The following is a 24,078-nucleotide window of genomic DNA, read 5'->3' as shown; positions in this document are numbered from 1 at the left end:
TTATTAAAGTTATAAAGTCCTTACCGGCCGTTTAGGTTCACGACCGTTACTACCACATACGCAAACATCCTCTGAAAGGATTCAAAATTTGGAAACAAAAACCTGCGGAGATCAGTCAGTGAGCTGAGTTCCGCAGGGTGGAAGCCATAAGTCTATTACCCGACAATGTTAGTTTGGTTTTCCATGCCAGATCAATCGCTAAATACCCTTTGTTGGGTCAGAAACAATTACTCTCTGACACCGCTCTGACTACGATCGGCTAGGTGGCGATCTTGCAGCACCGCTCCGGCTAGAACCCGCGCGGCGTCTTCAATCCCGCAGCCTGTCGGGCAGCCAGCTGATCGGTTCGTTCCTGGGTGCAGAAGTGGGGTTCGTCGGGGGGCAGGTGCTCGCGCAGCGAGTCGAAGTCCACCACCTCTACACAAGGGGTGTCGGAGCACGACAATTTGTAGTCGTCGTCCAGCCCCTGCCATCGGGCAAAAACAAATGCTGTTGACGCACCTGCGGGATCCAGCCAATTAGCGACACCGGGATCTTTGCGGCTCAGCACTATCCGATAGCGGCCATCGCTACTGGGCCGCGCTTGTGCCATGGTGAGGCTGGTCTGGCGGTGGCAGTAATCCAGGCTGTTAAACCAAAGGTCACCCACCTGAATCGCCTGGTAGCGGGCGCAGGCTTTTTTCAACGTGATGATGACGGCCTGGTCCGCGCGCATCGGGAACACACCAAACGAGCTGTATTGGCCCCGAAGTTTCGTCTCGTCGGGTTTGCTCATGGCGCCTGTTTGTGACTTCCCTAGCAGCTTTTTAACCACGGCGATCCAGGCCACGACGGACTGAACGAGGTATTTCGATGCCATCCTGTATTGCTTTTCAACGAGGGCTGGAGTGGGGAGGGGGCTAGGCTCGCCGCGGTTGTCGACTCGCTCGATGTACCAGGTGCCACCCACTTCGTTTTCCCAATCCATGAAGCTCTCGCGTATCAGGATGTTCGCCGCCTTCGACTCCCCGTTGGTGTTATTGAGCCAGTTCCCATCACCAGGGTCTGTGTCACTGATTGTGATCATGAACTCGCCGTTCTTGTGGCACAGCTCCGGCAAGGAAAGAAAGCTTACGGGCTCGGGGTTGGGATTACCGGTGAACTCAGGGGCCAATTGGATCTGCAGGTCCGCGCTCGTGCCCAGTCGGCCACGAATAATGTAGGTGCCTGGGGTCTTTATGTTGGCGAGGTAATATCGGTTGTCAGGATTTATAAGACCAAACTGATTGTGCTGATTGATCAGGCGAAACTCCGGCTGATCTGTATTATGCAGGATGAACCCCTGGTCCAGGGCCGCCGACAGCTGGTGCTTCAGCTGCAGCTCCGCTGCCGCGCGTTCCTCCATAGGATTCGAACTCGCGGTCATCCAGGGTGCCTTAAACATGATCTTCCGCGCCATCTCAATGGCTTGAGCCAGCTGCGCAGCACCCCGGCCAACATCGGCGTCTTTGGTCTTGCTATGGATAGCCGTCTTTAAAAACCACGTACTGGCAGTGATCAATCGCATGATCAAATCAGCCAATAGCTCAAAGGCAGGTTTTGCCGTGGTGAAGTTTCCGGCGTGTAATTTGTCTTGGTATCTCATCGGTTTAAATCCTCTTTAAAGTGCTGTTACTACCACTTACGTAACCTTCATTCGCTGGGATTCAAAACCTTTGAAAATAATTTGAAAAAGCCGGCCTCTTTAATACTGAGATGAAAACAAAAAGCCCTACCGATGTCAGTCAGTGACTGATATCGGCAGGGCCGTTATGCCTAACACCATGAGACATGCAGTGCCCTATTGAAACACATACACCGCCCCGGCATTTTCGGTTCTACCATCGTCATCGCCGTCTTCATTGGGAGCCCCCACGGCTACAGTAGCGGTAGTCAGCGCAACGCTAGTGCCAAACTGGTCATCCGCCTGAGCATTATCGGCCTTGAGGTAGGACTGCTGGCTCCAGATAGCGCTATCACGGGTAAAGACATACACCGCTCCGGCATCCGTGGTGTTATCAGTGGGGCTATCTGCGGTGCTGCCGGCATCGCCGTCTTCAAAGGGCGCCCCGACGACCAGGGTATCGCCAGCCAAGGCCACACTGGTGCCAAAGCCGTCGTCTGCCTGCGCATTACTGGCTTTGACGTAGGCTTGCAGGTTCCAGCTTGTGCCACTGCGGGTAAAGACATACACTGCCCCGGCTTCATTGGCACCCTCGTTCAGGTTTGCTGCCGTACTGTTTGTATCACCGTCTTCACCGACTGCGCCCACTGCCAGGGTGTTGCCGGACAGGGCCACGCTGGAGCCAAACTGATCGTTGGCATCCGCATTGTCGACTTTTATACGCTGCTGCTCGGTCCACGTATTGTTATCACGGACAAAGACATACGCTGCCCCGGAATCATCTTCGCCACCCAGGTCATTGCCGTCTTCACCCACTGCTGCCACCGCCAGGGTGTCGCCGTCCAGCGCTACGCTAGTGCCAAACCGGTCACCCGCCTGGGCATTGCTGGCCTTGAGGTAGACCTGATCGCCCCAATTACCGTTAATACCAAGGGTATAGACATACACAGCCCCTGCCCCAGGGGCAGTATTGTTATTGGCGCCAATTCCGCTGCCGCTTCTGGCGGCTTCATCGGGCGCTCCCACCACCAGAGTGTCACCGAAGAGCGCGACGCTTTCGCCAAAATGGTCACGCCGGTCGGCATTGGTGGCCTTGAGCAGGGCGTCCGGTCTCCAAACACCGTCGGTACGGGTAAAAACATACACCGCCCCGGAGTCCGTGGCGTTGTTATTCGTATTACCTAAAGTGGAGCTTCTACCGCCGTCTTCGAAGGGCGCGCCTACTGCCAGGGTATCGCCGGACAGGGACACGCTGGCACCAAAATTATCGCCTGCCTCGGCATTATCTGCGGTAAGACGGTCCTCTAGAATCCAGGTAGAGCCACTTCGAATAAAGACATACACCGCCCCGGCATCGTCCGCCACACCGTCTTCATTAGCGACTCCCACAACCAGGGTATCGCCGGACAGGGACACGTTAGTGCCAAGCTGATCATCAAAGCTTGCGTTATTGACCTTGAGACGAATCTGATTTGCAACGTCTTCCGGGAGCACGGTAACACCATCACTACCATCACCGCCGCAAGCAGTAAGGGAAAGTATGATAAACGCCGCAAACAGCTTAAGGGCCGGTTTTAAAGCGGTTGACGTTTCTGCATTTACTTTTTCTGAATATTTCATTGTATTAATTCCTTTTTAAAAGTTGTAATGAATGTCTCGTAGGGCGTTGACGTTAACGTCACCGTTACTACCATTTACGTAACAATCCTTTGGATGGATTCAATTGGTTTCGATAAAATTTCAATATCTGCGATGCAAGGTACGTTTACGCGGATCAATCACACTTACTAACACATACGCAACAATCCCCAGAATCGATTCAATAGTTGTGAGAAAAGGAAAAGGAAAAGGAAAAGGAAAAGGAAAAGGAAAGGAAAAGAGAGGAACAAGTAGCCCGTATGTAGCGTAGAGACTGTGAAAGTAGTTTCACAGTCTGCTAGTGGTCCGTTTGGTAATAAGGTGACTTCAGAGGCCCCGGAGGGCCAAACAAAGGTTCTTGGCGGCGTTACACTCGCTTGAATTGGGCCCGCCAGTCCTGCGCTCCTGTGCCTTGCCAAGAACCCTTGTGTGGCGGCTGAAAGTTACCTTATTTACCAAACGGACCACTAGCGAAATACAGGTAGTGCGGACTTACTCGTTAAAGATCAGATAACGGTTATTGTTTCCATCAGCGACAATCAACTGATTCCCGCTTTGAGAAATACCGCTGGGACCATTCAGGGTCTGGGCACTGGCCTGACCATCTTCCGTTCCGTCCTGATCAAGATCATTCCGTGTTTTATGCGTAAAATCGCCCTGTCCCAGCACCACATCGGCCGGGGTGAAATTGGCGGTCGGGAAGCTGTTCCAGATTAATACGCGATTATTATCTGTATCGGCCACAAACAGTTGCTGGCCGTTTGAATAGACCCCGGTTCTGGGCCCACCCAGGGTACGGGCACTGGGCGTGCTATCTATGGCGTCATCCTGATTGTCATCATTGGCTGTACTATGCGTGAAATCTGACTGTCCCAGCACCACATCCGCCGGGGTAAAACTGGCTGTGGGAAAGCTGTTCCAGATCAATACACGGTTATTGAAAAAGTCCACGACCGCCAGGCGCTGACCGTCACTCCATACCGCTCTCGGAGAACGCAATGTCCTGGCACTGGGCGTGCTATCGGCAATACCATCCTGATTATCGTCATTAGATTGACACATAGTAAAACTATTCTGACCCAGCACGATATCGGCCTGTACATTATTCGTGGTCGGGATACTGTTCCAGATCAGGACACGATTACCTGAAGTATCAGCCACGATCAGCTTACCGTTCACGGCCCACATGCCTTCAGGGGTATCTAAACTCGTATTCTCACAAGGCCCGGTGAAGCTCGTAGTAAGATCTGCATGCCCGACAACAACGTCCGCCGGGATATTCCCGGCTGTGGGGATCGTGTTCCAGATCAACACGCGGTTGTTGTTATACTCGGCCATGAACATCTTGCCACCATCAAAGGCGACCGTCATCGGGTTATCGAACTCAGTCGCACTGGTGCCCGAATTATTCGATATCAGGTCAGTTTGTCCCAGAGCAAAATCCGCATTTTCATCATTCATGGTTGGAATCGTGTTAAAGCCCAACAGGCGATGATTAATTGTATCAGGAAGATACAAAATCCCGTTTGCGACCCCAGGATTACCTTCATTGGTGCTAGTGGTATTAGCATCCACCGTACCACCCTGATTCCCAGCGTTGTCGGTAAAATTGGCCTGACCGATCACTACCGAGGCGGCCTGGAAGTTGGTCAGATTAAGGAACGGCGTCTCATCGACGTTGGGTGCATCGTCACCACCGCCACCACAGGCAGTGAGGGATAACAGGGCAAAGGCAGCCAGCAGGTTCAGGGCCGGTTTGATGGCGTGTAAAGTTTGGTTTCTCATCGTATCAATCCTCATTAAAAACTTTCAAATTCTGACTCGCCGCTCATGTTCACGGCGCGGTTACTGCCACTAACGTCGAAACCCAAAGGAGGCTGGCAAAATGCATTGACCCACGATACTAGTCTGTAATCCCATGCCGGAGCAATCACAATATAATAAACACACCGCAGGAGCATAAACCTCAGGGTCGCGCACTATTTGAGTGCACTAATCGCGACTATAATTCGCTCCTATGATGGTGGATTTGTATGCATTCCCACGCAGGAGCGTGGGAACGTTACCCAAGGCTACACACTTGCTCTTTCCTCGCTTTATGAAAGACCTGTCCGGAAAAATTAAAATTTCCAGATTTCAGGTAATTCACGGTATGCTCAGCGACTCTTGGTGAGAACAAAAGCCCGGCGTGGCTTTCGTTCAGCACCAGGTGATCCTTTAGCCATGGTGCCTTTGTTTCGCTGACCGACACGCCACCATCATTGAGCTTCTCAAGCTTGGCTACCCGGCGTCCCAGCCCTTCTGCCTTGCAGCCGGCGATCTGGCTGATATCAAAGTCGCCGGTAACATTCACACCGCGACTCAAAATATCGAAACTATGGCCGAGCATAATCCGGCCTAAGCCAAATGAGCCGAACGATCTGGCGGCCTCACTCCCGGCGATGGGAGACCCCAACAGCACCAGGCGTTTGAAATGGCTTGGCTGGTATTGCTCCAGAGTGCGTAGCGCCAGTAGTCCACCCAGACTGTGCGCCACAATCGAAAAAGGCTGTCCCTCAAAGGTGTCGATGAGCCTGTGCAGGGCGTCCATATTGGATTCCACCGAACAGCGCACGTAGGGGCAAGAGAATATGGAGACTGCAAAACCCGCTTTTCGCATAGCGCGCGCCAGGAACGTCATAAAATAGCCGCTGGTCCATAGGCCCGGCATGAGTACTACTCTTTGCACTGCAGGTTCAGTTTTGTTCATCGAATTCATTCCTCTTTAAAGTGTTAAAATCCTTACCGGCCGCTATGTTCGCGGCCTTGTTACTAACACATACGCAACAATCCTCAGAATGGATTCAAGCGTTGCGAGAAAGTGAAAAGAAAAAGGGAAAGGAAAAGAGAGGACGCGTAGCCCGTATGTAGCGTAGAGACTGTGAAGAAATACGGGGACTCCCGGATTCCATTCGTTTCATCCAGGCTACAATATGGCAAACAAAAAACACGGTCGTAGGAGCGAATCAATAAACATGTTCAGATGTGCTCCCTCACCATATCGGTGGCGCAATGCGCCTCATGCTTGGCGATAACGTCACTATAAAAGCCAAGCATCTTTCGGGTGAAGCACTGTTCTGACCAGCCTTGTGAAAACTGCTGAGCATCTTCGGATAGCGATGCCAGAAGCTTCTCATCTTTAATAGTTGAAACGATCTTTGTACTGAAGTCGAAAACCTCCTCCAGCGCATGGATAGCACCCATTTCCGGTTCAATAATATCGCGGGTACCCATAACCGCCGTCGAAATCACCGGCACACCCAGGGCCATGGCTTCCAACAAGACCAGTCCCTGTGTTTCCGTTCTGGAAGCAAAGACGAAAATATCACCGGCGCAATAGCAGTCCTTCAATTCCGTGTCTCTGTCCAGGTAGCCGATAAAGCGGACATTCGCTTGCAAGCCCCGCTCCTTAACCAGCGCATGCAGATGTTTTTCGGCAGGTCCCTCGCCCACGATCACAAGCAGGATGTCGGGAATTGCCTTTGTAACCTCTTGCAGCGCATGAATCAGGAAATCGATGTTTTTTTCATGGGCCACCCGTCCTACATTAAGCAGCAGCGGTCGATCCTTTTCGATACCGTACTTGTTACGAAAGGCCGCGCCGTCACCGCCCTTGAATCGGCGCAGGTTCAGGCCGGTCGGAATAATCTCAGCTGTTGCCTCAACACCGTAGCCACGAAGGGCCTCTAACATGGCGCTTGATGGTACAACGATGGCATCAACACTGTTGCACTGTGACTTGGAAAAACGGCGAGCCACACTTTTCATCAAAGGTTTGGGGAGAAAAGGAACATAGTGGTACAGATATTCTTCAAAAAAGGTATGGTAGCTCTCGACCTTGGGCACGCCGAGAATGCGCGCCAGCTTCAATCCTGCGTAATGGGCAACAAACGGTGTCTGGATGTGAATAATATCGATGTCCATCCTTTGCAATTGCTTAACCAGACGATAGATATGGTGCGCCTTCATCATTCTGTCTTCTTTGTCCAGCGGTAGTCCGCGTGAGGGTATTCTGATGATCCCTGCTTCATCGTCGGTGGTCTTGCCATAGTCCGGTGCAATGACGGTAACTTTATGGCCCTTTGCCTGCAGTGCGGCTCTATAAGTCTTGATAGAGGTAGACACACCGTTTACCCGAGGAAAGTAGACGTCCGTTATCATTAAAATGTGCATGAGAATAAGTTCCTGTAAGGTCGGGTTAGAAGCAAAAGCTGAGCAAGGCGACGGCGGCCCCGATGATGGCACCAACGAGCACATCGCTAGGATAGTGCAGACCGAGAACCACTCGCGACAAGGCAATAAGCAGCGTCATGGAAACCAGTAATGGAGCAAGTAGCGGATAATAAGCCAGGGCAACCATGGTAAACGCGACCGCATGCAAGGTATGACCGGAGGGGAAGCTGTATAAGTCAAGCGGAGCTGTTCCGCGACGGATATTGTTCCACTTCAAATAAGGGCGTTGTCGTACCAGCTTATTTTTTAGTACCTTGTAAAACACCACGCAGACCAGCCCAACGGCCGCCATATGCAGACTGGCGATTGGGCCATTAACGGAATCGGCAATTGGAATAATTGTCATCAAAACATACCAGAACACGCCATTGCCAAGGCGACTGATTATTGCGAAGAACGGTTCGACATAAGGCCGGTCACCCATGTGATTAAAGAAGCAGCATAAGGTTTGCTCCAGTTCATCGAGTCGCTCAAAACGAGCATTGTATTTTTCGATAGCCATTGTTTTGATCTCATCCTGTGCGCGCTCGCTAGAGCGCGTGTGTTAAGTTTCTGCATGTCATTCCCACTTACGCAGAAACCCGCAGGATGGATTCAAAATTTTTAGGAATGAGCTGAATTCAACTGGAGCATCCGTTGAACCCCGTTGATCTGTCTGATAAAGTTCGGTGATTCACGTATCTATCTGGTACCCCATGCTTGATCAATCTATAGACAGTCAGGATCGCTTACTTCAGCTCATCGCCCAATGTGCGCTGAAGGATCAGGATGCCTTTAAAACACTCTACCAACTCACTTCCGCGAAACTTTTTGGCGTTGCCCTGCGTATATTGAAGCAAGAGGCCAGAGCCGAAGAGGCGCTGCAGGAAGCCTGCTTAAAGATCTGGCGCTACGCGGCGGATTACAATGTTCAGCGCGGCAGGCCCATGACCTGGCTGATCAATATCGTGCGTAATCAGTCACTTGATATGTTAAGAGCCAGTACCTCCAGGCAAGAAGCCGATCACACGGAATGGACGGATGAGTTGGAGGACACAGTCAGCCATAGCGGTGACTCGGAAGCCGACGATGAACTCAATCGATTGATGAATTGCATGGAGTTATTAAATGAAGATCAACAGAAGTGCCTGCTGATGGTTTATCACCAGGGCTTCACGGCATCCGAAGTTTCCCAACAGGGTAAATGGCCCTTGGGCACGGTGAAAACCTGGGTGCGTCGTGGGCTGGCCAGTATTCGGGAGTGCCTGAAGATATGAGCGATCAGGAAATGTCAGACATCGAAATGCTGGCCGCAGAATATGCGCTGGGCAGCCTATCCGGCACCGATCTCGAACGCTTTAAACAACTGATGAACGAAAACCCGGAGGCGCAACGCCTGGTGGTGAAGTGGCAGGAAGTGCTCGTACCGCTGAATGCGCAAACGCCTGAAATAGAACCGCCACCACGGGTGCTCGACACGCTTATGCAGAAAATTGCTGCCCCCGAGTCGCGATCCACGTCGCAACCTACGTCGCAAACAAAAACATCCTGGTGGCAGAACTTAAGTGTCTGGCGGCCCTTGGCTCTGGGTAATGGCATGTTGTCATTAGGTCTTGCCGTGTTTATCGGGTTCCAGGTGATGCAACCCACTACAGACACGGACGTCACGGCCGGCGATCTGGTCTATGTTGGTGTGCTCGAAGATGCCACACAGAAACCGAAGGTTGCCGTACTGGCTTACAACAAACCGTTCCGGCTGGAAATTAAAAGCAAGAATAAACTGGTACCGGAACAGGGGCGAGAGCTGCGACTGTGGATGGTTGACAAGAACAGCAATCAGACCGTTTTTCTGACCAGCGTGCAAGCAGGTCAGACGCGTATAGATGTAGACGAGCCGCTGTGGGAAAAGCTTAAAACGGCCAAGCAGCTGGTGGTCAGTGCTGATCCGGTCGCGTCTGAGAAATCGCAGCCTTCCGAGCTGATATTGTTCAAAGGTGCATGTGTCAATCTCAAGAATTGGTCTGCGGGTTCCTGATTCGCCACATTCAATCTGGAGCTTTTAAGATCTACGGCAATATAAATCTGGAAAACCGGGGTCAGTGTTCTGCCCCGGGTTTTGATGTAAACAAATATTCCTCAACCGGTATTGGATCGCAAGTTTTATTTTTGTGTCGACAATTCTTCCGCTAGAAGATCATATACAATTCTTACCCTTCGGTGGGTGTTCAGTTCCCGGTGGGTGGTAAACCAAATCGGGAACTCAAGAGGATCTAAGTCCGGCAATGCCTGTTTAACCAACGGTTCCGCGTCACCAACCTCCTCGGGCATGATGCCAATCCCCAGACCCGGTTTTCCACTCAACGTGTAGATGCTGACCGTCTACTGAATTAAGAGGAGCCAATGAAAAAGCCAGGATGCTCGAATATATCAATTATGCTAAAGCTGATCGGTGCTTCTCCATTTGTAGCGGGGTTGATAGCATTTTATATGGTATATGTAGACCTTGACGCGGGATTAAATACATCCTGGTTTGTTGGTTTGTTGGTTTGTTGGTTTGTTGGTTTGTTGGTTTGTTGGTTTGTTCAAGGCATAATGTTAACCTTATTTGGAGCGCTAACTTGGGGCTATAGGGCGTTCCTTTACTTTGACAAAGAAAAAATTTCTATCAACAAAAGACATTTATTTGTCTGGCAATCCATTAAAACTATATATTACTCTCACTTTCTTGATATTTTCGTTGACATGAGAACAGCTACACCTGCCATAGGCGGTAGCACTGAACCATATATATTGCGTGACTTTTCGAGGTATGTTCAAGGAGTTTGATTTAAGCTATCTTAATTTTGATAGGCGGGTTTTGTCTGAGCAGAGTTGGGATACATTAATGCAAACAGCTAGTAGTATCTCGGAAATATCAGGGCTTTCTATACAGCACAGTGATAAAGTAAAGAGTTATAAATCGCTAAGTTAAACTGTAAAATAGTTGCTATTAGTGCGGATTACATATCTAGGGGTGTTCTGAATATTATGAAATTAATAAACGGATAGTGGAAAGGAGTTGCCGGGTAGGATCCGGAGTCGATAAGTAACTGATCTAATTAACTATCTCGGTGTATATAATAACTCGATTGTTCAAGGAAGGTGCATTAGGTAACTAATCGGGTAGTCTTGGTTACGTGGACACAGAAACACCAAGGGTCAATATCGGTAGGTGCATACCCTGCCGGTTGTATCGTAACCAAAACTACGCAATGCCGAGACAAACACAGAAATAAGGTTTGCCATGCCTGAACCCGATTTAAAGAGACTCATGACCTTTACGTCACCGAAGGATCTCGGTCGGTGGCTCGAGGTGAATCACGCCACCGAAACTGAACTGTGGGTGAAGATATTTAAGAAAGGGACTGGTATTCCGAGTGTGACTTGGGAGGATGTCGTGATTGAGTCATTGTGCTGGGGTTGGATTGATAGTGTAAAAAAGTCGTTTGATAACCAAGCCTACATCCAAAGAATTACTCCAAGGAAAGCTCGAAGCAATTGGTCAAAAAGGAACAGAGAACATGCAGAGCGGTTGATAAGCGAGGGCCGAATGAAAGCGCCCGGGCTCGTCCATGTTAGTTCCGCCAAGGCGGATGGTCGATGGCAGAACGCCTATGTATCAAGTGAATTACAAGTACCTGCGGATTTCGTGGCGGTATTGGACAGTAATCCGAAGGCGAAACGGTTTTTCGAAACACTCAATAGATCGAGTCGTTATGTCATCGCTTACGGACTGACGAGCGCTAAGAAACCCGAAACCAGACAGAGGCGATTTGCCAGATTTATGGGCATGCTTGTCCGCGAAGAGAAACCCGTATAACAACCCAATACGGTGGGTCGGTGGTTCTATCTTGGGTAGTATTGAATCCTGTTCGTCGCCGCCTGCCGATTGCCAGAGCTAAGTGACTGGCTTTAGGGTGGCTCTCATTAGTGTCATTGATCGACTTAATCTTAGGTTCCCTGGATATGAAACCCACAGTTATCGTGCAACAGTGACTCTTTTAGGCATATCCGAAATCTTGTCAGAATTGTGTCACACTCATTGAGTGACTCTGGTTTACATTTTCAACTACATTTTGTCTATACTTCTGTATGTCTACGCTTGAAGGAAGAGGATAAGATGAGAGACAGATGCCTATTTTTAGTTCTGGCGCTCTTGCTGACACCTGTAAGTGCCAGCGAGGTTGAAGAATTGATTGTTGGTGGGCGTATTTACGATAAATGGTGGGTTGATGCCGGGCTGACGCCGCCTGATAGTACGCATACGGCATATAAAGACGGTAAGAAAAGTGGAAACACCACCTGGCGCTGTAAAGAGTGTCACGGTTGGGATTACCGCGGTAAAGACGGAGCCTATTCAAAGGGCAGTCACTATTCCGGCATTAAGGGAATTCGGGAAGCTGAAGGCCGATCGGTTGAACAGATACGTCGAATTCTAGAAAATACTCAGCACGGATATGGCAAGTATCTGACTGGCGAGCATCTAAACGCAGTGTCCCGATTTGTCAGCAAAGGACAGATTGATATGACTAAATACATCTCATACGATACCAAACAAGTTAAAGGTGATGCGAAAGAGGGTAAACGTCACTACAAAAAATATTGCCTGGATTGTCACGGTAAAGCAGGAGACACTATGAACCTTGCTTCCGGAAAAAGTAAGGCCGAATATGTTGGGACCATAGCCAACAAGAATCCGTGGGAAACATTGCACAAAATACGCTTTGGTCATCCCGGAGCTGTAATGGATATGAAAAGGATGCACAATAGCCGTCAGCATCACAGTTCCATGCGAAAGATGTGGGAGCATATGCCGCCTATGCTGGGCGTGTTGAGCGAAAAGGAACAGGTTGATCTGTTAGCGTACCTGCAAACTTTGTCTATGTAAAAGCAGTCCAGTCAAAATAACCATTTGGATAACACAAAAGAGTAAAGTCCACTTTACTCTATTATCCATGACATTCCATTTAGATCACGTTAAAGCATCCGTCGGTACGTCTTGCTCTCGACTCAATTTTTTCAAAGGCGAGGTATTATGGCGGCTTAGTCTATTGTGATGTCAATTGGAGATCCATATAGGCATTGGAGTAACAGGACCTCAAATGATGAGCTGGAACAGTGGAGCAGATATCTCGCTGTTTAAAAAGGCGGACATTATTTGTTCAGCGCTCATGTATTCTATGTCCACAAATGATAGGTGTTCAGATGGAGCGAGTCATACAATTCGTCCAGGTTGAACTGACTCTTGGGCGGTAGCCGTCGGTACGTATTAACCACAAACGCGTACACGTAAAAGGAGGGCAGTTAAATTGCACCAGTAGGTTGGAGTTAAGGCTAACACATTTGTTTATTGTTCAATCATTTTTGCTGTGTAGCGCTCAAAATCGCTGAGTGAATCGGGTAATCAGTTTTTCGCGTAAAATATTTGTTTGTATTACTATGTTAATCCGTTAAGCTATAGTTTCCTAGAAGAAGGGTACAATTACGATCCGAAGCTGAGAGGTAACGGTTTTAGAGAGTTTTATTATTCACTAATCGGAAGTAAAAAAACTATAGTCGAGGTTAATATGCATGCTACTAGATCTTTAATAATAGGCACTAGTTTGTGTCTGTCCACTTCAGTTTTAGCGGTCGAAAATGCTGGATTGAATGGACAACCGTTTCAAACCTTGAGCGAGCTGATTGAAGCGAATTCAGTAATTATTAGTCAAAATGCTGACGCGATCAGTAACCTGGAGAAAATGGTATCACAGCTAAAGAGTGACATTGCTGGTATTCAACAAAAACTCGATGCGCTATCTGGCCGAGTCTCTATAAATGAGAAGGATATTGCGGCGCTACTCGTACAAGTAAATAGCAACTCAGCATCACTAAATTCGCTGCGGTTGGACTTGTCCAATCTGAAGAATGCAACTGAAAAACTAGCCATTGAATTGAAAGCAGAAATAGCCTCGGTAGACGCATCAATTCGTGTTCTTATCGACAATAATAATACCTTGATACAAAATTTGCAGGTATTAGTAGAGCAGCTAAAGCAAAAAGTCGCGGAAAACACCTCGGGCCTGGACCCGTTAAGCGCTCAAGTATCTTTGTTGTTGGTTCAAGTAAGTAGCAATACTAATAGCATTACTTCACTGCAAGCGAGTCGTAATGAAATGCAAAGCCAGCTTGGTAGCTTGGAGCAAAATATAGAAAATCTGTCGAATTCTTTGAAAAATGTCATATCTCGAGTGGAAGCGTTGGAAGGAGGTAATTCCAACGCGTTTTTCGATTTTGAATCGGGCCCTCAAGGTTGGACAGTAGGCGGGTTTGCATTTACTTCCATAGGTTTTCCGTCGAGGGCACCAATGTGGGAGTTAGCATCGTCGTTGCCTGGATTTATAGGTAAAGCCCTACCTAGTACCTGGTGGACAAATCCAAATGTCGGAAACGATGGTGCAGAGAGAAGCTATGTTCAGTCTCCGGTACTTACCGCATTTAGCGATACAATATCAGTAAATTTTGACTCATTTAGCTCAAACGAGGGTGGTTACCCAACTGTGTTTGACGTGGAGCACGTGCAAGTGTCCATAAATGGCGGGCCATTTTCAGATATACATGGTCCGACCCCCGAGCTACACACTGGAGCAGATGCAACGTTCAGAAACATCACTTTTGATGTGGCTGGCGTGGTGTCGGGGGACACAGTGGAGATTCGTTTCCTCTACGATACTGCAGACTCGTGTTGTGGTCCGGGTGACATTACGGGATGGGCATTTGATAACGTTCTTGTTACTGGAGCGAAGTAGGGCTGGCCAAATGAACAGGTAACCTCGGGGCCGGAGAGGATTTTCGTAAAGTTTTCTCCGGCTCTTCCGGTTAATAAGTGGTTCTCTGAACCTCTAAGTCACGAATCCGCTCCTTGCCTATATGGTTTATGAGCGGTACGGGGTTTTTCGTTAAATGATAAGTGTACGAAGGAGCTGGAGGAGGTATAAATGGTATGTATTGGAACAGACAAACAACGGCTCCACTTAACGTGCCGCCGCGGGTCAGTACCTTGCAATGCGGCCCGTAGATTTGTGAATGCACTGGTTAAACTGTCGGGCTTTCAGGTTTTTTTGGTATTAGTTTCTTTGAATTGCGCCGTTGGCGCAGAAATGGAAATGTTAAGTAAGCTCCCGAATAGACTTGTCGACTTTCATGACAAGAAAGTAGAGAAATTCGACGATGCTCGATACGGTGCGTCTGCTGGATACTCTTATTCCGATAGTAAGAATCTAGCTCACTTAACCATTATCTTATTTGATGCCGGATATGGCCCAATAGAAGATGGAATAGATTCGAAGATAACTAACCGAGCATTCGATGCGGCGATTAGAGACATTGAATATTATGAACAAAAAGCAATATATAAAAATGTCAGGATAGAGCAAAGGACAAAAAAGAGATTCACTGCAAAATTCAATACATTGTATGCATATTTAAAATACGAGGTGGACACAACGGGCAATTACGATTATGAAGAGGTAGAGTCTTACTTAATTATGACGGGAATCAATAAATATATGCTAAAAATTAGAATAACCGGGAACCATAAAAAAATTGATGCAGTCTATATCTCTAAACTAACCGAAGTAATTCTCACGCATTTAAGCAGTTAAGTCGATTAAGGCAAATATCAATCTTCGAGCCCACGTGTATTAATCAATTCCAATTGAAAAAGTATAAATTTATAAGTAGCATACAGTTCAGCGGTCTCTGCTTTTTCGTTTCACGCGGATGTATCCTTATGCTAGTAACGAGTTATGATCAATGGCTGTAAAGACGCTCCATTTTTGCTATCAGTTTAGCCTGTAACAGACACGGGGAGGCTAAAATATCATGCAATACATAGACGAATTGTACGGAACAGTAGAGATTAAAGAGCCTGTTTTGCTGGATTTAATGTTAAGTAAAGCCATGCAAAGAACGAAGGGTATTTCGCAACATGGAATAACTGCATTGCTTTGCATAACTCCACCGTTCAGCCGGTTTGAACATTCTGTGGGTACCATGCTTCTTGTTCGACGGCTTGGCGGGGGAATCCATGAGCAGATTGCAGCCTTGCTTCATGATGTCAGTCATACCGCGTTTAGCCATGTAATTGACTTTGTTTTTAACGATCACAGCCGACAAAGCTATCACGAAGAGAAAAAACAGGACTTTATTGCTAACTCAGATATTCCTGGGATCCTAAACTGCCACAACATGGATTGGCGTGAGTTTATGGATGAAGAGAGGTTTTCGCTGTTGGAGCAACCGTCACCTGCACTGTGCGCTGATAGATTAGACTATTTTTTTAGGGATCTGGAGTACCTGCGGTTGTCCAGTAATAAGGAAATTCAAAGAGCCATAGATTCTTTAGATGTTATAGACGGGCGTATCGTAGTGAACAACGCGGAGACAGCGCGTTGGTTGGCATACACATATATAGAAACCGATAGAACCAGCTGGTCAAATTATCGTGAGGTAGGTCTTTATCAACTTACTGCAGAGGCAATTAAGGCCGCTCAGCACTTCGGGGTCTTACAAGAAACGGATCTTTGGGGTACAGACGATGAGCTGTGGCACAAACTAACGTCATCAGACTTGCCCGAGGTAAAATGCTGGGTTGATTTGCTGACACCGGGTACGCGTTTCACTTGGAATAAGGATGAGCCAGTATTTAGCGTTACAACCAAAGTTAGGAGTATAGATCCACCGGTTGCAGACGGAAAATCCGTAACGGTATTTTCAGATCTGGATCGCGCCTTTGCGACATATAGGAAAGAATATATATCCGGCAAGCAGGGGCTTTGGCCTATGGGGGTTGTTACGGTACCCTAAAACCAGCCATTATAATTGCAGGTCTTTCTTGGGCCATTTGCGCACTGGAACAGCTAAGCGGTATCCCAATTCCGGAAGTTGCAATTGATGCTTTGTGTATTTTAAAAACCAAATGTTGCTGCTTGTTTGTTCTATTTGTTCCCCGCATTTATCTGAATTGTTTGTAAGTAAAATCTGATTCTAGGGCCCGAAGGGTTGTTCCTAAACCCATGTGCATTGTATTTTTCCCTTTAAACCAATCGGATAGAAATCAGCATTAAGTATGCGGGTAAAATCTCATAAGTGTATGGAAGGTGTTAACTGCATTGACAAGTTTCTGAAGTGAGCTTAACTGAAATAGGAATTAGAATGATTCTAATTCCAGATCAGGTTCGATTTGCATAACTTACAGGGGGGAGTCATGAAGCGAATTTCCAGGCGACAGTTCCTAGGGTACTCGGTGAAAACGGGTGCAGCCACAATGTTTGCGGGTATTTTTGCACCCAGCGCCAGCAGTTTTTTCGGATTGGGTGGTGTGGCTGAAGCAGCGTCAAAGAAAGTGAAGCCTTTCAACTTTGCAGTACTGACTGATGCGCATCTATACGATATAAAAGGACACAAGTTTGATGATATTCTTAAGAAAGCCGTAGATGATGTCAATAAAATTAGACCACTACCGGATTTTCTTTTATATGCTGGCGATCTGGGTCAATCCGGGAAAAAGGAGGAATTGGTAAAAGGAAAGAAAATCCTGGATAAGTTGAAGATGAAGTACAAAATCATACCCGGTGAGCACGACTATTATCTGGATATGGGGAAAGCGTGGCGTGGCTTGTTTGGAGATGAGCACTGGTCATTTGATCACAACGGCGTCCACTTTATTGGGATGAATTCCATTCTCATCCCGGACTTTTGGTCGGCCAGGAAACTCACTCCCAAGGAACGTATGGGGTTATTAGAGGAGTTGGAGTGTCATCAATGTGGTGCATGGGGAGTGGGTGAACAACAACTGTCATGGTTGGAACAGGATGTTAAAAAAGTATCCGCAGGTACTCCGGTGGTGATAATGACGCATTCTCCATTGTGGGAATATTATCCGCGCTGGAACTTCAATACTTATGACGCACCTGAGATCCGCAAAATTCTCAGCAAATTTGAAAAAGTGGTTTCTATTCACGGACATGTGCATCAGATAGTCTACAATGAAATTGACAATATTAAGTCCTGTGGATTGTTATCAACCTCATGGCCTTGGCCCTACCCGCCTGTAGAACTGAAGTATCCTAAAGTTAAACAAAACCGGTCCGATCCCGGCGACTTTGAAGATGGATTAGGGACGCACAATATCGCCCTGGAATCCAACTTTGACGCCAATATGCAGTGGAGGGCATTTTCCGATCTGCTGCCTGACAACATCAAAAAAGGGCTTAAAGTTTAACGGAGGAAAACAATGATGATACATTCAACGATAAAACGAACCTTGGTGGCGATATTAGTATTGGTGCCCTTTGTCATTGCCAGTGTGGTACAGGCGAAGTCACCCAGGACCGAAAAGCAAATTTCTCAAGAACAAATGGCTTTACTGAAAGCGGTCGCAAAAGGGGATGCGCTTTGGCATAACCCAAAACTTGGGACAAACGGTTTGGCTTGCGGAAACTGCCACCCCGATGGTTCGGCCACCAATCCTCACACCTTTCCAAAATATCAGACCAACCTCGGTAAAGTGGGTACTCTGCGGGAAATGATTAACTGGTGCATTTTGGTTCCGATGCAAGGCAAAATGCTAAAGCTGGATAGTGATGACCTGATCGCTATGGAAGCTTATGCCACCTATACTCACCGAGGTGTAAAAATAGATCCAGCGAAGGACGAACAGCACGGTGCCGTGCCGGTAAAATCCGGGCCAGGTTATCCAAGCAAGTAAAGCGTGTAAAAAAAAACCAAGAGTCATCGGTAACTCTCGATGTCTCTTGGTTTCCCAACAGATGTCAGGGATGTCAGTATCAAAAGGTGATATTCATGTTATCTGCTATGTTGACGAAGAAGTTCTTTATATTTATCGCTGCGTTTTCTTTACAGACAATGGTACAGACTGTCAATTCCTGGCCATACGAGTGTGAAGGAAATATTCCAGAAGAGGAGCGTTTCTATTGGGACGACGACGGTACGGTTACAGACTTGGTGTCTGGGCTGACGTGGATGCGTTGCGCCTTGGGTCAAAGTTGGAATGGCTCAACCTGTACTGGGGAATCAATAGCAATGCCGTGGGACATGGCACTAAAAAAAACACATGAATTAAATTCAATTGGAGGGTTTGCATCTTACCGGGATTGGAGGCTGCCAAAACTGCCGGAGCTGGCTTCAATCGTTAACAATAATTGTAAATATCCGCGGATAGATTTGAGTCTATTTCCCAATACCGCTTCTGTTGTGTTTTGGAGCACAGACCGTAAACAAGGAACTAAAGCGATATATATACTCGATTTTGGGCGTGCCGGTGTTGGTATTACGGAACCATCGGAATCCAATCATGTAAGACTGGTGCGGGGAAGAGATTAGAACAAACAGAGTCTACTATCGAACACATAATAATATGCTCTGGAAGGCTCCTCCACGGTCCATTCAGAGTCCCCTCACATATTCAATATACTACCAGGTTGAAACATTTTATAGGCTCCCGTTTGCAAGTACCTTGTAATCAAATCAACCATTGAATCTCTGCTAACCACGACAATTTACGTTCCGGCGATTGCGCGCATTGCAATTTTGGGTATTATAACGGCTACTATTCAGTTACAGCTTAGCCACCGCGGTCACTAGCTGTTGAATTTTATACGTTAACATAGATAAAGCAAAATAATAGAAATCCATGTTAATAGCGGAAACACGCTTTTGCTCTTACTAATACGTATTAAACTCTAACTTGCTGGAAGAAAATCGCATCGATAAAAAATTGGGTTACATGACTCGTTGGGCCGCTTTAATTTTGGCTTACCTGTTTCTGGGTTTGGCCATCGTTGGCTTGTTTTTGCCCGGCGTACCAACGGTTCCTTTTTTGCTTTTAACGGCGTGGTTTGCCGCCAGGGGCTCTGATCGATTGCATGGCTGGTTATACGCACATCCTCGATTAGGCAGGTTGCTAATCGATTGGGAGCAACAGGGGGCTATTTCAGGTACAAGTAAAGTATTAGCCGTATTAATGCTGATAGTAAGCTGGATAATCATTTATAATCGAGTAGAAAATGTCTGGGGTCTGTTGGGGATGTCGGGTTTGTTTATCGCAATAGCTGTTTTCTTGATAAGTAGGCCCAAGCCAAAATAGCTTGTGTTTTGCTAAATAAAAGCAAGGATACATCGGTCTGTGTAATAATTAACCAGGATGACAGAGGCCATTTTTAAAGAGAGAGCTGTATGAGTGATATTCCAAAATGTCCTAAATGTAATTCAGAGTATTCGTATGAGGATGGGGCTATATATGTCTGTCCGGAATGTGCACATGAATGGGCGAAAGATGGCTTGTTGGCTGACGCTAACCCGACTGGAGTTGTAGATTCCAACGGTAACGTGTTACGTGATGGTGATTCGATAACCGTCATAAAGGACCTGAAAGTAAAAGGAACATCCAAAGTAGTGAAAGTGGGGACCAAAGTGAAGAATATTCGAATCGTTGCGGGTGGTCACAATATCGATTGTAAAATAGATGGTATCGGCGCCATGAAATTGAAGTCAGAGTTTGTAAAGAAAGTATAAATCTCCTCATAAAAGCGTTCTTTTTAGACAAATCTATCGGGCTTAAACGCTGGAATTACCGACTGGTTTAATGCGGCAGTGCAGGCGCAATTAGCCCGCTGTCGTCGTTTATAATGCTTGAATTCAAAAACAGGAGCCGTCAACCCCTGATTTTGCTATAATCACAAACATACCAGGTGCATAGTTGCATCTTTGGCACCAATCATAAAGGTAATCAGAGACTTATATATTTCCTCCTTTTTCAGCCTTGGTAACCCAGCTGGAACTCACGCTTAACGGGATTTCTTTGCCAACGCTTTCCGTGGGGCGAGTGATTCGGGAAAAGCGATATTATCTCAGACTAAAATCACGATAGGTCGTCAAACTACCAATCTTAAAAGATCAGGAAAGTATTCGCCCTAAGCACTTTTCTTGGGTATTTATAGTGTGAAATCACACATTAACATAAATAGTAGGAGCATCATGCAGAAACGACATAGAATACAATTTCCACGGCAAGAATCATCCAATTTGAAACAGGATGAAACCTATTTCTACCTGCAAGGACCAGCTGGACAACGCAAAATCAGATTTCACGACTATGATGAAATTTATCAAGTGCAGGGATTATATGAACAAATTTTCTATGATCGTTTGAAGTGCACTTCACCAAGCAAGGTCACCAGTATTCTTGAATCGTCAGTAAAGCAGTCTAAAGATAACTTTTCAGAACTGCGTGTGTTGGATTTAGGCGCCGGCAACGGGATGATGGGCGAGGAGTTGAAAAAACACGGTGTGTCACGCTTAATTGGTGTGGATATCATCTCCGAAGCATATGAATCAACCGTGCGAGATCGCCCCGGTTTGTATGACGCCTATTATGTCGAAGATTTTACCAACTTGGATAAAGATAGAGAAGAGGATATCGCGTCGTGGCAATGTGATTGTATGGTTACTGTCGCAGCGCTTGGTTTTGGGGACATTCCGACCCAGGCATTTATAAAGGCCTTTAATATCATAAAACAAGAAGGGTGGATTGCATTTAATATTAAGGAATCGTTCTTTGATAGCACGGATGAGTCCGGTTTTTCAATCATGATCAGAGAGCTGATTTTTTCTAAATACCTTGATGTTTATCATATCGAACGATATCGGCACAGGTTGTCAATTGAAGGAGAACCGCTTTATTACTTTGCAATCGCAGGCCGTAAGAATGCGGATGTGCCCACGGAGTTTCTTGAGTCAAAGGGCCTGGTCGCCTGATCGACATGCTATGGTCTCGGCTTCGTACTTTTTAGAATCAAAGGAGTGGATATCCCACCATGCTTTCGTCGAGGACTCGGAGTGAGCCGGCTCAGAGGGCATGTGGCCCGAGCCGGTTTGTCGTTAGGGAATCCCGTAGGGTAGAATTTTGCATAAACCGAGATTCACAACTATCTTTTCTTGTATTTAGCTGTATTCGGAACGCACAGGGGTGGCGTTTCAAATGCCGTGTACACGCTCACTGGAGTCAGGCTTAGACAGCAGTTTGCGTGCAGAGCGAGTTCTGAATGGAGCTCTATATGGATCTCTAAATGGATGAAAGCTTAGTCATAATATTGATCGTATTACTTATTGCAGCGTCGCTGTTGTACTACCATATTTACGTTAAGAGAACAAAAGTCAACTATCGCACCAAAGCCGGCCTGTTTAACATACTATTTGTTATCACTCCGATTCTGCTCCTGGCGCTGTATTACCAATCCGGCGCAGAAAATCGATTATCCGAAGTAGGTTTTGTTCCACATCCAAACTTCCAGTCCAGCGTGGGGGTAGTGACAGGGACGGAAAAAGAGCCAATCTGGGTGTTTAGTTATCGTGGCAATAAAAGTGAAATTATGAACTTTTATAGAGATACTGAAAATCATGGGGTTTGGCGCTTGCTTTCCGACCGGGAAACGGCGCTTACTTTTTATAACCACGGCAAAAAGATGAACCTGATGATCGATGATAAGTACGTTTTTTTTATGCTCTCTGATGAAGCAGGCTCTAAGCAGGATTAGAGATCCACAGCATGTTCCAATGCGTTTGCAATCTGGGATATGCTACAGCTCTCAATTTGGTCCTCCCCACCCCCTCCTTTCCCAACACAATTCGGATATACCGCACATATATGCCCTAAAATAGGTATTATTCACTTGAATTATTGTTTCGGGTCTCACTAAAATTGGACAAACGTGAGGTAGTATAAACCTCGCGAGCCGCGCAGTATGGGCTCTAGTAACCCACTAATAATATAGAAGGAAATATTTTATGCCTTTGCTGGTCTTATCCGTGTTGATTCAAGTAGCCATGGTTGTCCACATACTAAAAACCGGTAGGAATACCATGTGGATATGGATCGTCGTTATGTTACCGGCGGCGGGCGTGATAGCGTATTTAATTATTGAGGTGCTGCCTCAACTTCTCCAGGGGAGAGCGGCAAGAACGGTACAGCGGAATTTGCAAAGCGTCGTTAACCCAAATAAAGATATAAAGAAAGCGGTAAGGAATTTGTCCGCAGCCGACACTGTTGAGAATAATATAAAACTCGCGGAAGAATGTATGAAAAAAGGGATGTATGGCGAAGCCCGGAATCTCTATACAAACTCGCTTCGCGGCTTGTATGTGTACGATCCGGATATAATGCACAGTCTGGCGTGTGCCGAATTTGAGTTGGGGAATGCGAGTGAAACGAAGCGGTTACTTGACGAGTTGATTAAACAAAATCCCGACTATAAAAACCATAACGCGCATTTGTTGTATGCGAGAGTATTGGATAGCCTGGGTGAATTGGAATCAGCCGAGCACGAGTATGAAGCACTCAGCGGCTACTTTCCCGGTCCGGAAGCATCTGTACGATACGCAATTTTTCTGAAGAAAAAGGGTGAAAGAGAAAAAGCTCAGGTAGTGCTGAAACAAGTGCTGGATGCGGCGGATTCGTTGGGAAAAGCCTATAACTCACTTCACAAAAAATGGATTTCCATCGCAAAGGACGAATTTCACAGCTGAATCTGACCCAATTACCAAAGCGGCGAACCTTAACAGGTAGCGATTTGGTCCTAGGGTGAAACGGACTATGTTTCTCCAAACTCATACATGCTCATCCCCAGGTTAGTATAGGTAACAGCATGATGAATGCGTTTTCCGGCCTGGTTCGTGTCTGCTGCTGCCCAGGCAACTACTAATGGGGCGTAGTGTTCTATTGTTGGGTGGGCCATTGGGAAATTGGGTGCAAACCTTTCCGGGGCGATTAAGTGATCGAAATGGTTGGCCTCAATGCTTTGCAGTAACCAGCGTTCAAACTCTTCCACCCAGGCAGCGGGTGTATTGTTGTCGCGAGACAAGACCGACAGATTATGCACAGAGCCCCCCGAACCGATGATAAGAATATTTTGTTTCCTCAAAGTGGATAACGCTGCGCCCATTCGTGCAGCATCTTGCAACGATCCGGCGGGTAAAGAGACCTGTGCTATCGGAATGTCTGCATCGGGGTACATCATTTTTAAAGGTATCCAGGCACCGTGATCCAAACCCCTGGAATGCAATTGATTTTCAAATCCCTGCTTTTGCAGACAATCTTGGATTTTGGCAGAGAGTTTCGGGTCACCTTTGGCGGGGTATTTCATATGATACAATTCAGGCGCAAAACCCCCAAAGTCGTAAATGGTGGACAATTCTGCTCCGCAAGTTATGCCAACAGGTTCGTCCATCCAATGGGCGGAGACGACGATAATGGCGTCGGGGCAGGGACGTTGCTGGGCGTAGTTGTGCCAGGCATTAACTACGGGGTTGGGGGCAAGAATGATGTCCGGTGCTCCGTGGGAAATGAATACGGTGTTAAGTGTGGTCATGGTGCTCACTATAACGATATCCGCCTGTGTGGCACAATAGGTTGTGAGAAAAAATGACTTTTCAGGGAGTTGGCTGCTATT

23 protein-coding genes are annotated in these 24,078 nt (G+C 47.0%); 16 read left to right on the top strand and 7 right to left on the bottom strand.

Features of this window, described 5'->3' with window-relative positions; all coding sequences use genetic code 11:
- Positions 1-289 precede the first annotated feature (289 nt).
- The 6 genes from OEY58_17190 to OEY58_17165 form a co-directional block, all read right to left on the bottom strand.
- Positions 290-1,624 (bottom strand): hypothetical protein, encoded by a 1,335-nt coding sequence (locus tag OEY58_17190; GenBank protein MDH5327195.1) that lies wholly within the window; start codon positions 1,622-1,624, stop codon positions 290-292.
- A 195-nt stretch (positions 1,625-1,819) separates the two neighbouring features.
- Entirely contained in the window at positions 1,820-3,262 is a 1,443-nt protein-coding gene (locus OEY58_17185; protein ID MDH5327194.1) for an FG-GAP repeat protein, read from the bottom strand.
- Positions 3,263-3,772: 510 nt separating this feature from the next.
- Entirely contained in the window at positions 3,773-5,065 is a 1,293-nt protein-coding gene (locus OEY58_17180; GenBank protein ID MDH5327193.1) for a hypothetical protein, read from the bottom strand.
- Positions 5,066-5,342: 277 nt separating this feature from the next.
- Positions 5,343-6,029 carry an alpha/beta fold hydrolase gene (locus OEY58_17175; protein MDH5327192.1) on the bottom strand — a complete coding sequence of 229 codons (687 nt, stop codon included), beginning with the start codon at positions 6,027-6,029 and terminating at the stop codon, positions 5,343-5,345.
- Positions 6,030-6,298: 269 nt separating this feature from the next.
- Positions 6,299-7,444, bottom strand: a complete 1,146-nt coding sequence (locus OEY58_17170) for a glycosyltransferase (protein MDH5327191.1) — start codon at positions 7,442-7,444, stop codon at positions 6,299-6,301.
- Positions 7,445-7,517: 73 nt separating this feature from the next.
- Entirely contained in the window at positions 7,518-8,054 is a 537-nt protein-coding gene (locus OEY58_17165) for a phosphatase PAP2 family protein (GenBank protein MDH5327190.1), read from the bottom strand.
- Positions 8,055-8,247: 193 nt separating this feature from the next.
- Here OEY58_17165 and OEY58_17160 point away from each other — a divergent pair, with 193 nt between their 5' ends.
- The 16 genes from OEY58_17160 to OEY58_17085 all read left to right on the top strand — a co-directional run bounded on the left by OEY58_17160 (position 8,248) and on the right by OEY58_17085 (position 23,155).
- Positions 8,248-8,808 carry a sigma-70 family RNA polymerase sigma factor gene (locus OEY58_17160; GenBank protein MDH5327189.1) on the top strand — a complete coding sequence of 187 codons (561 nt, stop codon included), beginning with the start codon at positions 8,248-8,250 and terminating at the stop codon, positions 8,806-8,808.
- The gene (locus tag OEY58_17155) at positions 8,805-9,566 is read left to right on the top strand and encodes a hypothetical protein (GenBank protein ID MDH5327188.1); all 762 of its coding nucleotides are present in this window, start codon (positions 8,805-8,807) and stop codon (positions 9,564-9,566) included. The genes OEY58_17160 and OEY58_17155 overlap by 4 nt, the downstream gene beginning before the upstream one ends.
- A gap of 365 nt (positions 9,567-9,931) precedes the next feature.
- Positions 9,932-10,357: a hypothetical protein gene (locus OEY58_17150; protein ID MDH5327187.1), complete on the top strand. Its 426-nt coding sequence runs from the start codon at positions 9,932-9,934 to the stop codon at positions 10,355-10,357.
- A gap of 457 nt (positions 10,358-10,814) precedes the next feature.
- Positions 10,815-11,390, top strand: coding sequence for a YdeI/OmpD-associated family protein (locus OEY58_17145; GenBank protein MDH5327186.1), 576 nt, complete (start codon positions 10,815-10,817; stop codon positions 11,388-11,390).
- Positions 11,391-11,690: 300 nt separating this feature from the next.
- The gene (locus OEY58_17140) at positions 11,691-12,458 is read left to right on the top strand and encodes a cytochrome c (GenBank protein MDH5327185.1); all 768 of its coding nucleotides are present in this window, start codon (positions 11,691-11,693) and stop codon (positions 12,456-12,458) included.
- Positions 12,459-13,137: 679 nt separating this feature from the next.
- Positions 13,138-14,358, top strand: coding sequence for a hypothetical protein (locus OEY58_17135; protein MDH5327184.1), 1,221 nt, complete (start codon positions 13,138-13,140; stop codon positions 14,356-14,358).
- A gap of 273 nt (positions 14,359-14,631) precedes the next feature.
- Complete coding sequence (locus OEY58_17130) at positions 14,632-15,213, top strand: hypothetical protein (protein MDH5327183.1); 582 nt, start codon at positions 14,632-14,634, stop codon at positions 15,211-15,213.
- A 220-nt stretch (positions 15,214-15,433) separates the two neighbouring features.
- Positions 15,434-16,417: an HD domain-containing protein gene (locus OEY58_17125; protein ID MDH5327182.1), complete on the top strand. Its 984-nt coding sequence runs from the start codon at positions 15,434-15,436 to the stop codon at positions 16,415-16,417.
- 400 nt (positions 16,418-16,817) lie between these two features.
- On the top strand, positions 16,818-17,834 hold the full coding sequence (locus tag OEY58_17120) for a metallophosphoesterase (GenBank protein MDH5327181.1): 1,017 nt from the start codon (positions 16,818-16,820) through the stop codon (positions 17,832-17,834).
- Between the two features lie 12 nt (positions 17,835-17,846).
- Positions 17,847-18,320, top strand: a complete 474-nt coding sequence (locus OEY58_17115; GenBank protein MDH5327180.1) for a cytochrome C — start codon at positions 17,847-17,849, stop codon at positions 18,318-18,320.
- A gap of 95 nt (positions 18,321-18,415) precedes the next feature.
- Positions 18,416-18,955 carry a DUF1566 domain-containing protein gene (locus OEY58_17110; GenBank protein ID MDH5327179.1) on the top strand — a complete coding sequence of 180 codons (540 nt, stop codon included), beginning with the start codon at positions 18,416-18,418 and terminating at the stop codon, positions 18,953-18,955.
- A gap of 364 nt (positions 18,956-19,319) precedes the next feature.
- Positions 19,320-19,718: a YbaN family protein gene (locus OEY58_17105; protein MDH5327178.1), complete on the top strand. Its 399-nt coding sequence runs from the start codon at positions 19,320-19,322 to the stop codon at positions 19,716-19,718.
- Positions 19,719-19,807: 89 nt separating this feature from the next.
- Positions 19,808-20,146: a zinc ribbon domain-containing protein YjdM gene (locus OEY58_17100; GenBank protein MDH5327177.1), complete on the top strand. Its 339-nt coding sequence runs from the start codon at positions 19,808-19,810 to the stop codon at positions 20,144-20,146.
- A gap of 510 nt (positions 20,147-20,656) precedes the next feature.
- The gene (locus OEY58_17095; GenBank protein ID MDH5327176.1) at positions 20,657-21,388 is read left to right on the top strand and encodes a methyltransferase; all 732 of its coding nucleotides are present in this window, start codon (positions 20,657-20,659) and stop codon (positions 21,386-21,388) included.
- Between the two features lie 311 nt (positions 21,389-21,699).
- Positions 21,700-22,167: a hypothetical protein gene (locus OEY58_17090; GenBank protein MDH5327175.1), complete on the top strand. Its 468-nt coding sequence runs from the start codon at positions 21,700-21,702 to the stop codon at positions 22,165-22,167.
- A gap of 250 nt (positions 22,168-22,417) precedes the next feature.
- The gene (locus OEY58_17085) at positions 22,418-23,155 is read left to right on the top strand and encodes a hypothetical protein (protein MDH5327174.1); all 738 of its coding nucleotides are present in this window, start codon (positions 22,418-22,420) and stop codon (positions 23,153-23,155) included.
- Between the two features lie 65 nt (positions 23,156-23,220).
- Here the strand turns inward: OEY58_17085 and OEY58_17080 are convergent, their stop codons facing one another.
- A complete protein-coding gene (locus tag OEY58_17080) occupies positions 23,221-23,997 on the bottom strand; it encodes a dioxygenase (protein MDH5327173.1) in 777 nt (258 codons plus the stop codon).
- Positions 23,998-24,078: the final 81 nt, after the last annotated feature.

It is taken from the genome of Gammaproteobacteria bacterium (assembly GCA_029882975.1).
GTDB lineage: Bacteria > Pseudomonadota > Gammaproteobacteria > SZUA-152 > SZUA-152 > JAJDNG01.
The sequence above is the reverse complement of the archived record's forward strand: the minus strand, read 5'-3'. Positions and strand labels throughout refer to the sequence as shown.

What these genes read in the sequence shown, in the direction of transcription:
- OEY58_17120 (MDH5327181.1), top strand. Translation starts at nt 16,818, where the DNA reads ATGAAGCGAATTTCCAGGCGACAGTTCCTAGGGTACTCGGTGAAAACG.
- OEY58_17085 (MDH5327174.1), top strand. Translation starts at nt 22,418, where the DNA reads ATGCCTTTGCTGGTCTTATCCGTGTTGATTCAAGTAGCCATGGTTGTC.
- OEY58_17175 (MDH5327192.1), bottom strand. Translation starts at nt 6,029, where the DNA reads ATGAACAAAACTGAACCTGCAGTGCAAAGAGTAGTACTCATGCCGGGC.
- OEY58_17135 (MDH5327184.1), top strand. Translation starts at nt 13,138, where the DNA reads ATGCATGCTACTAGATCTTTAATAATAGGCACTAGTTTGTGTCTGTCC.
- OEY58_17155 (MDH5327188.1), top strand. Translation starts at nt 8,805, where the DNA reads ATGAGCGATCAGGAAATGTCAGACATCGAAATGCTGGCCGCAGAATAT.
- OEY58_17160 (MDH5327189.1), top strand. Translation starts at nt 8,248, where the DNA reads ATGCTTGATCAATCTATAGACAGTCAGGATCGCTTACTTCAGCTCATC.
- OEY58_17080 (MDH5327173.1), bottom strand. Translation starts at nt 23,997, where the DNA reads ATGACCACACTTAACACCGTATTCATTTCCCACGGAGCACCGGACATC.
- OEY58_17145 (MDH5327186.1), top strand. Translation starts at nt 10,815, where the DNA reads ATGCCTGAACCCGATTTAAAGAGACTCATGACCTTTACGTCACCGAAG.
- OEY58_17140 (MDH5327185.1), top strand. Translation starts at nt 11,691, where the DNA reads ATGAGAGACAGATGCCTATTTTTAGTTCTGGCGCTCTTGCTGACACCT.
- OEY58_17165 (MDH5327190.1), bottom strand. Translation starts at nt 8,054, where the DNA reads ATGGCTATCGAAAAATACAATGCTCGTTTTGAGCGACTCGATGAACTG.
- OEY58_17180 (MDH5327193.1), bottom strand. Translation starts at nt 5,065, where the DNA reads ATGAGAAACCAAACTTTACACGCCATCAAACCGGCCCTGAACCTGCTG.
- OEY58_17115 (MDH5327180.1), top strand. Translation starts at nt 17,847, where the DNA reads ATGATGATACATTCAACGATAAAACGAACCTTGGTGGCGATATTAGTA.
- OEY58_17125 (MDH5327182.1), top strand. Translation starts at nt 15,434, where the DNA reads ATGCAATACATAGACGAATTGTACGGAACAGTAGAGATTAAAGAGCCT.
- OEY58_17190 (MDH5327195.1), bottom strand. Translation starts at nt 1,624, where the DNA reads ATGAGATACCAAGACAAATTACACGCCGGAAACTTCACCACGGCAAAA.
- OEY58_17110 (MDH5327179.1), top strand. Translation starts at nt 18,416, where the DNA reads ATGTTATCTGCTATGTTGACGAAGAAGTTCTTTATATTTATCGCTGCG.
- OEY58_17150 (MDH5327187.1), top strand. Translation starts at nt 9,932, where the DNA reads ATGAAAAAGCCAGGATGCTCGAATATATCAATTATGCTAAAGCTGATC.
- OEY58_17100 (MDH5327177.1), top strand. Translation starts at nt 19,808, where the DNA reads ATGAGTGATATTCCAAAATGTCCTAAATGTAATTCAGAGTATTCGTAT.
- OEY58_17090 (MDH5327175.1), top strand. Translation starts at nt 21,700, where the DNA reads ATGGATGAAAGCTTAGTCATAATATTGATCGTATTACTTATTGCAGCG.
- OEY58_17185 (MDH5327194.1), bottom strand. Translation starts at nt 3,262, where the DNA reads ATGAAATATTCAGAAAAAGTAAATGCAGAAACGTCAACCGCTTTAAAA.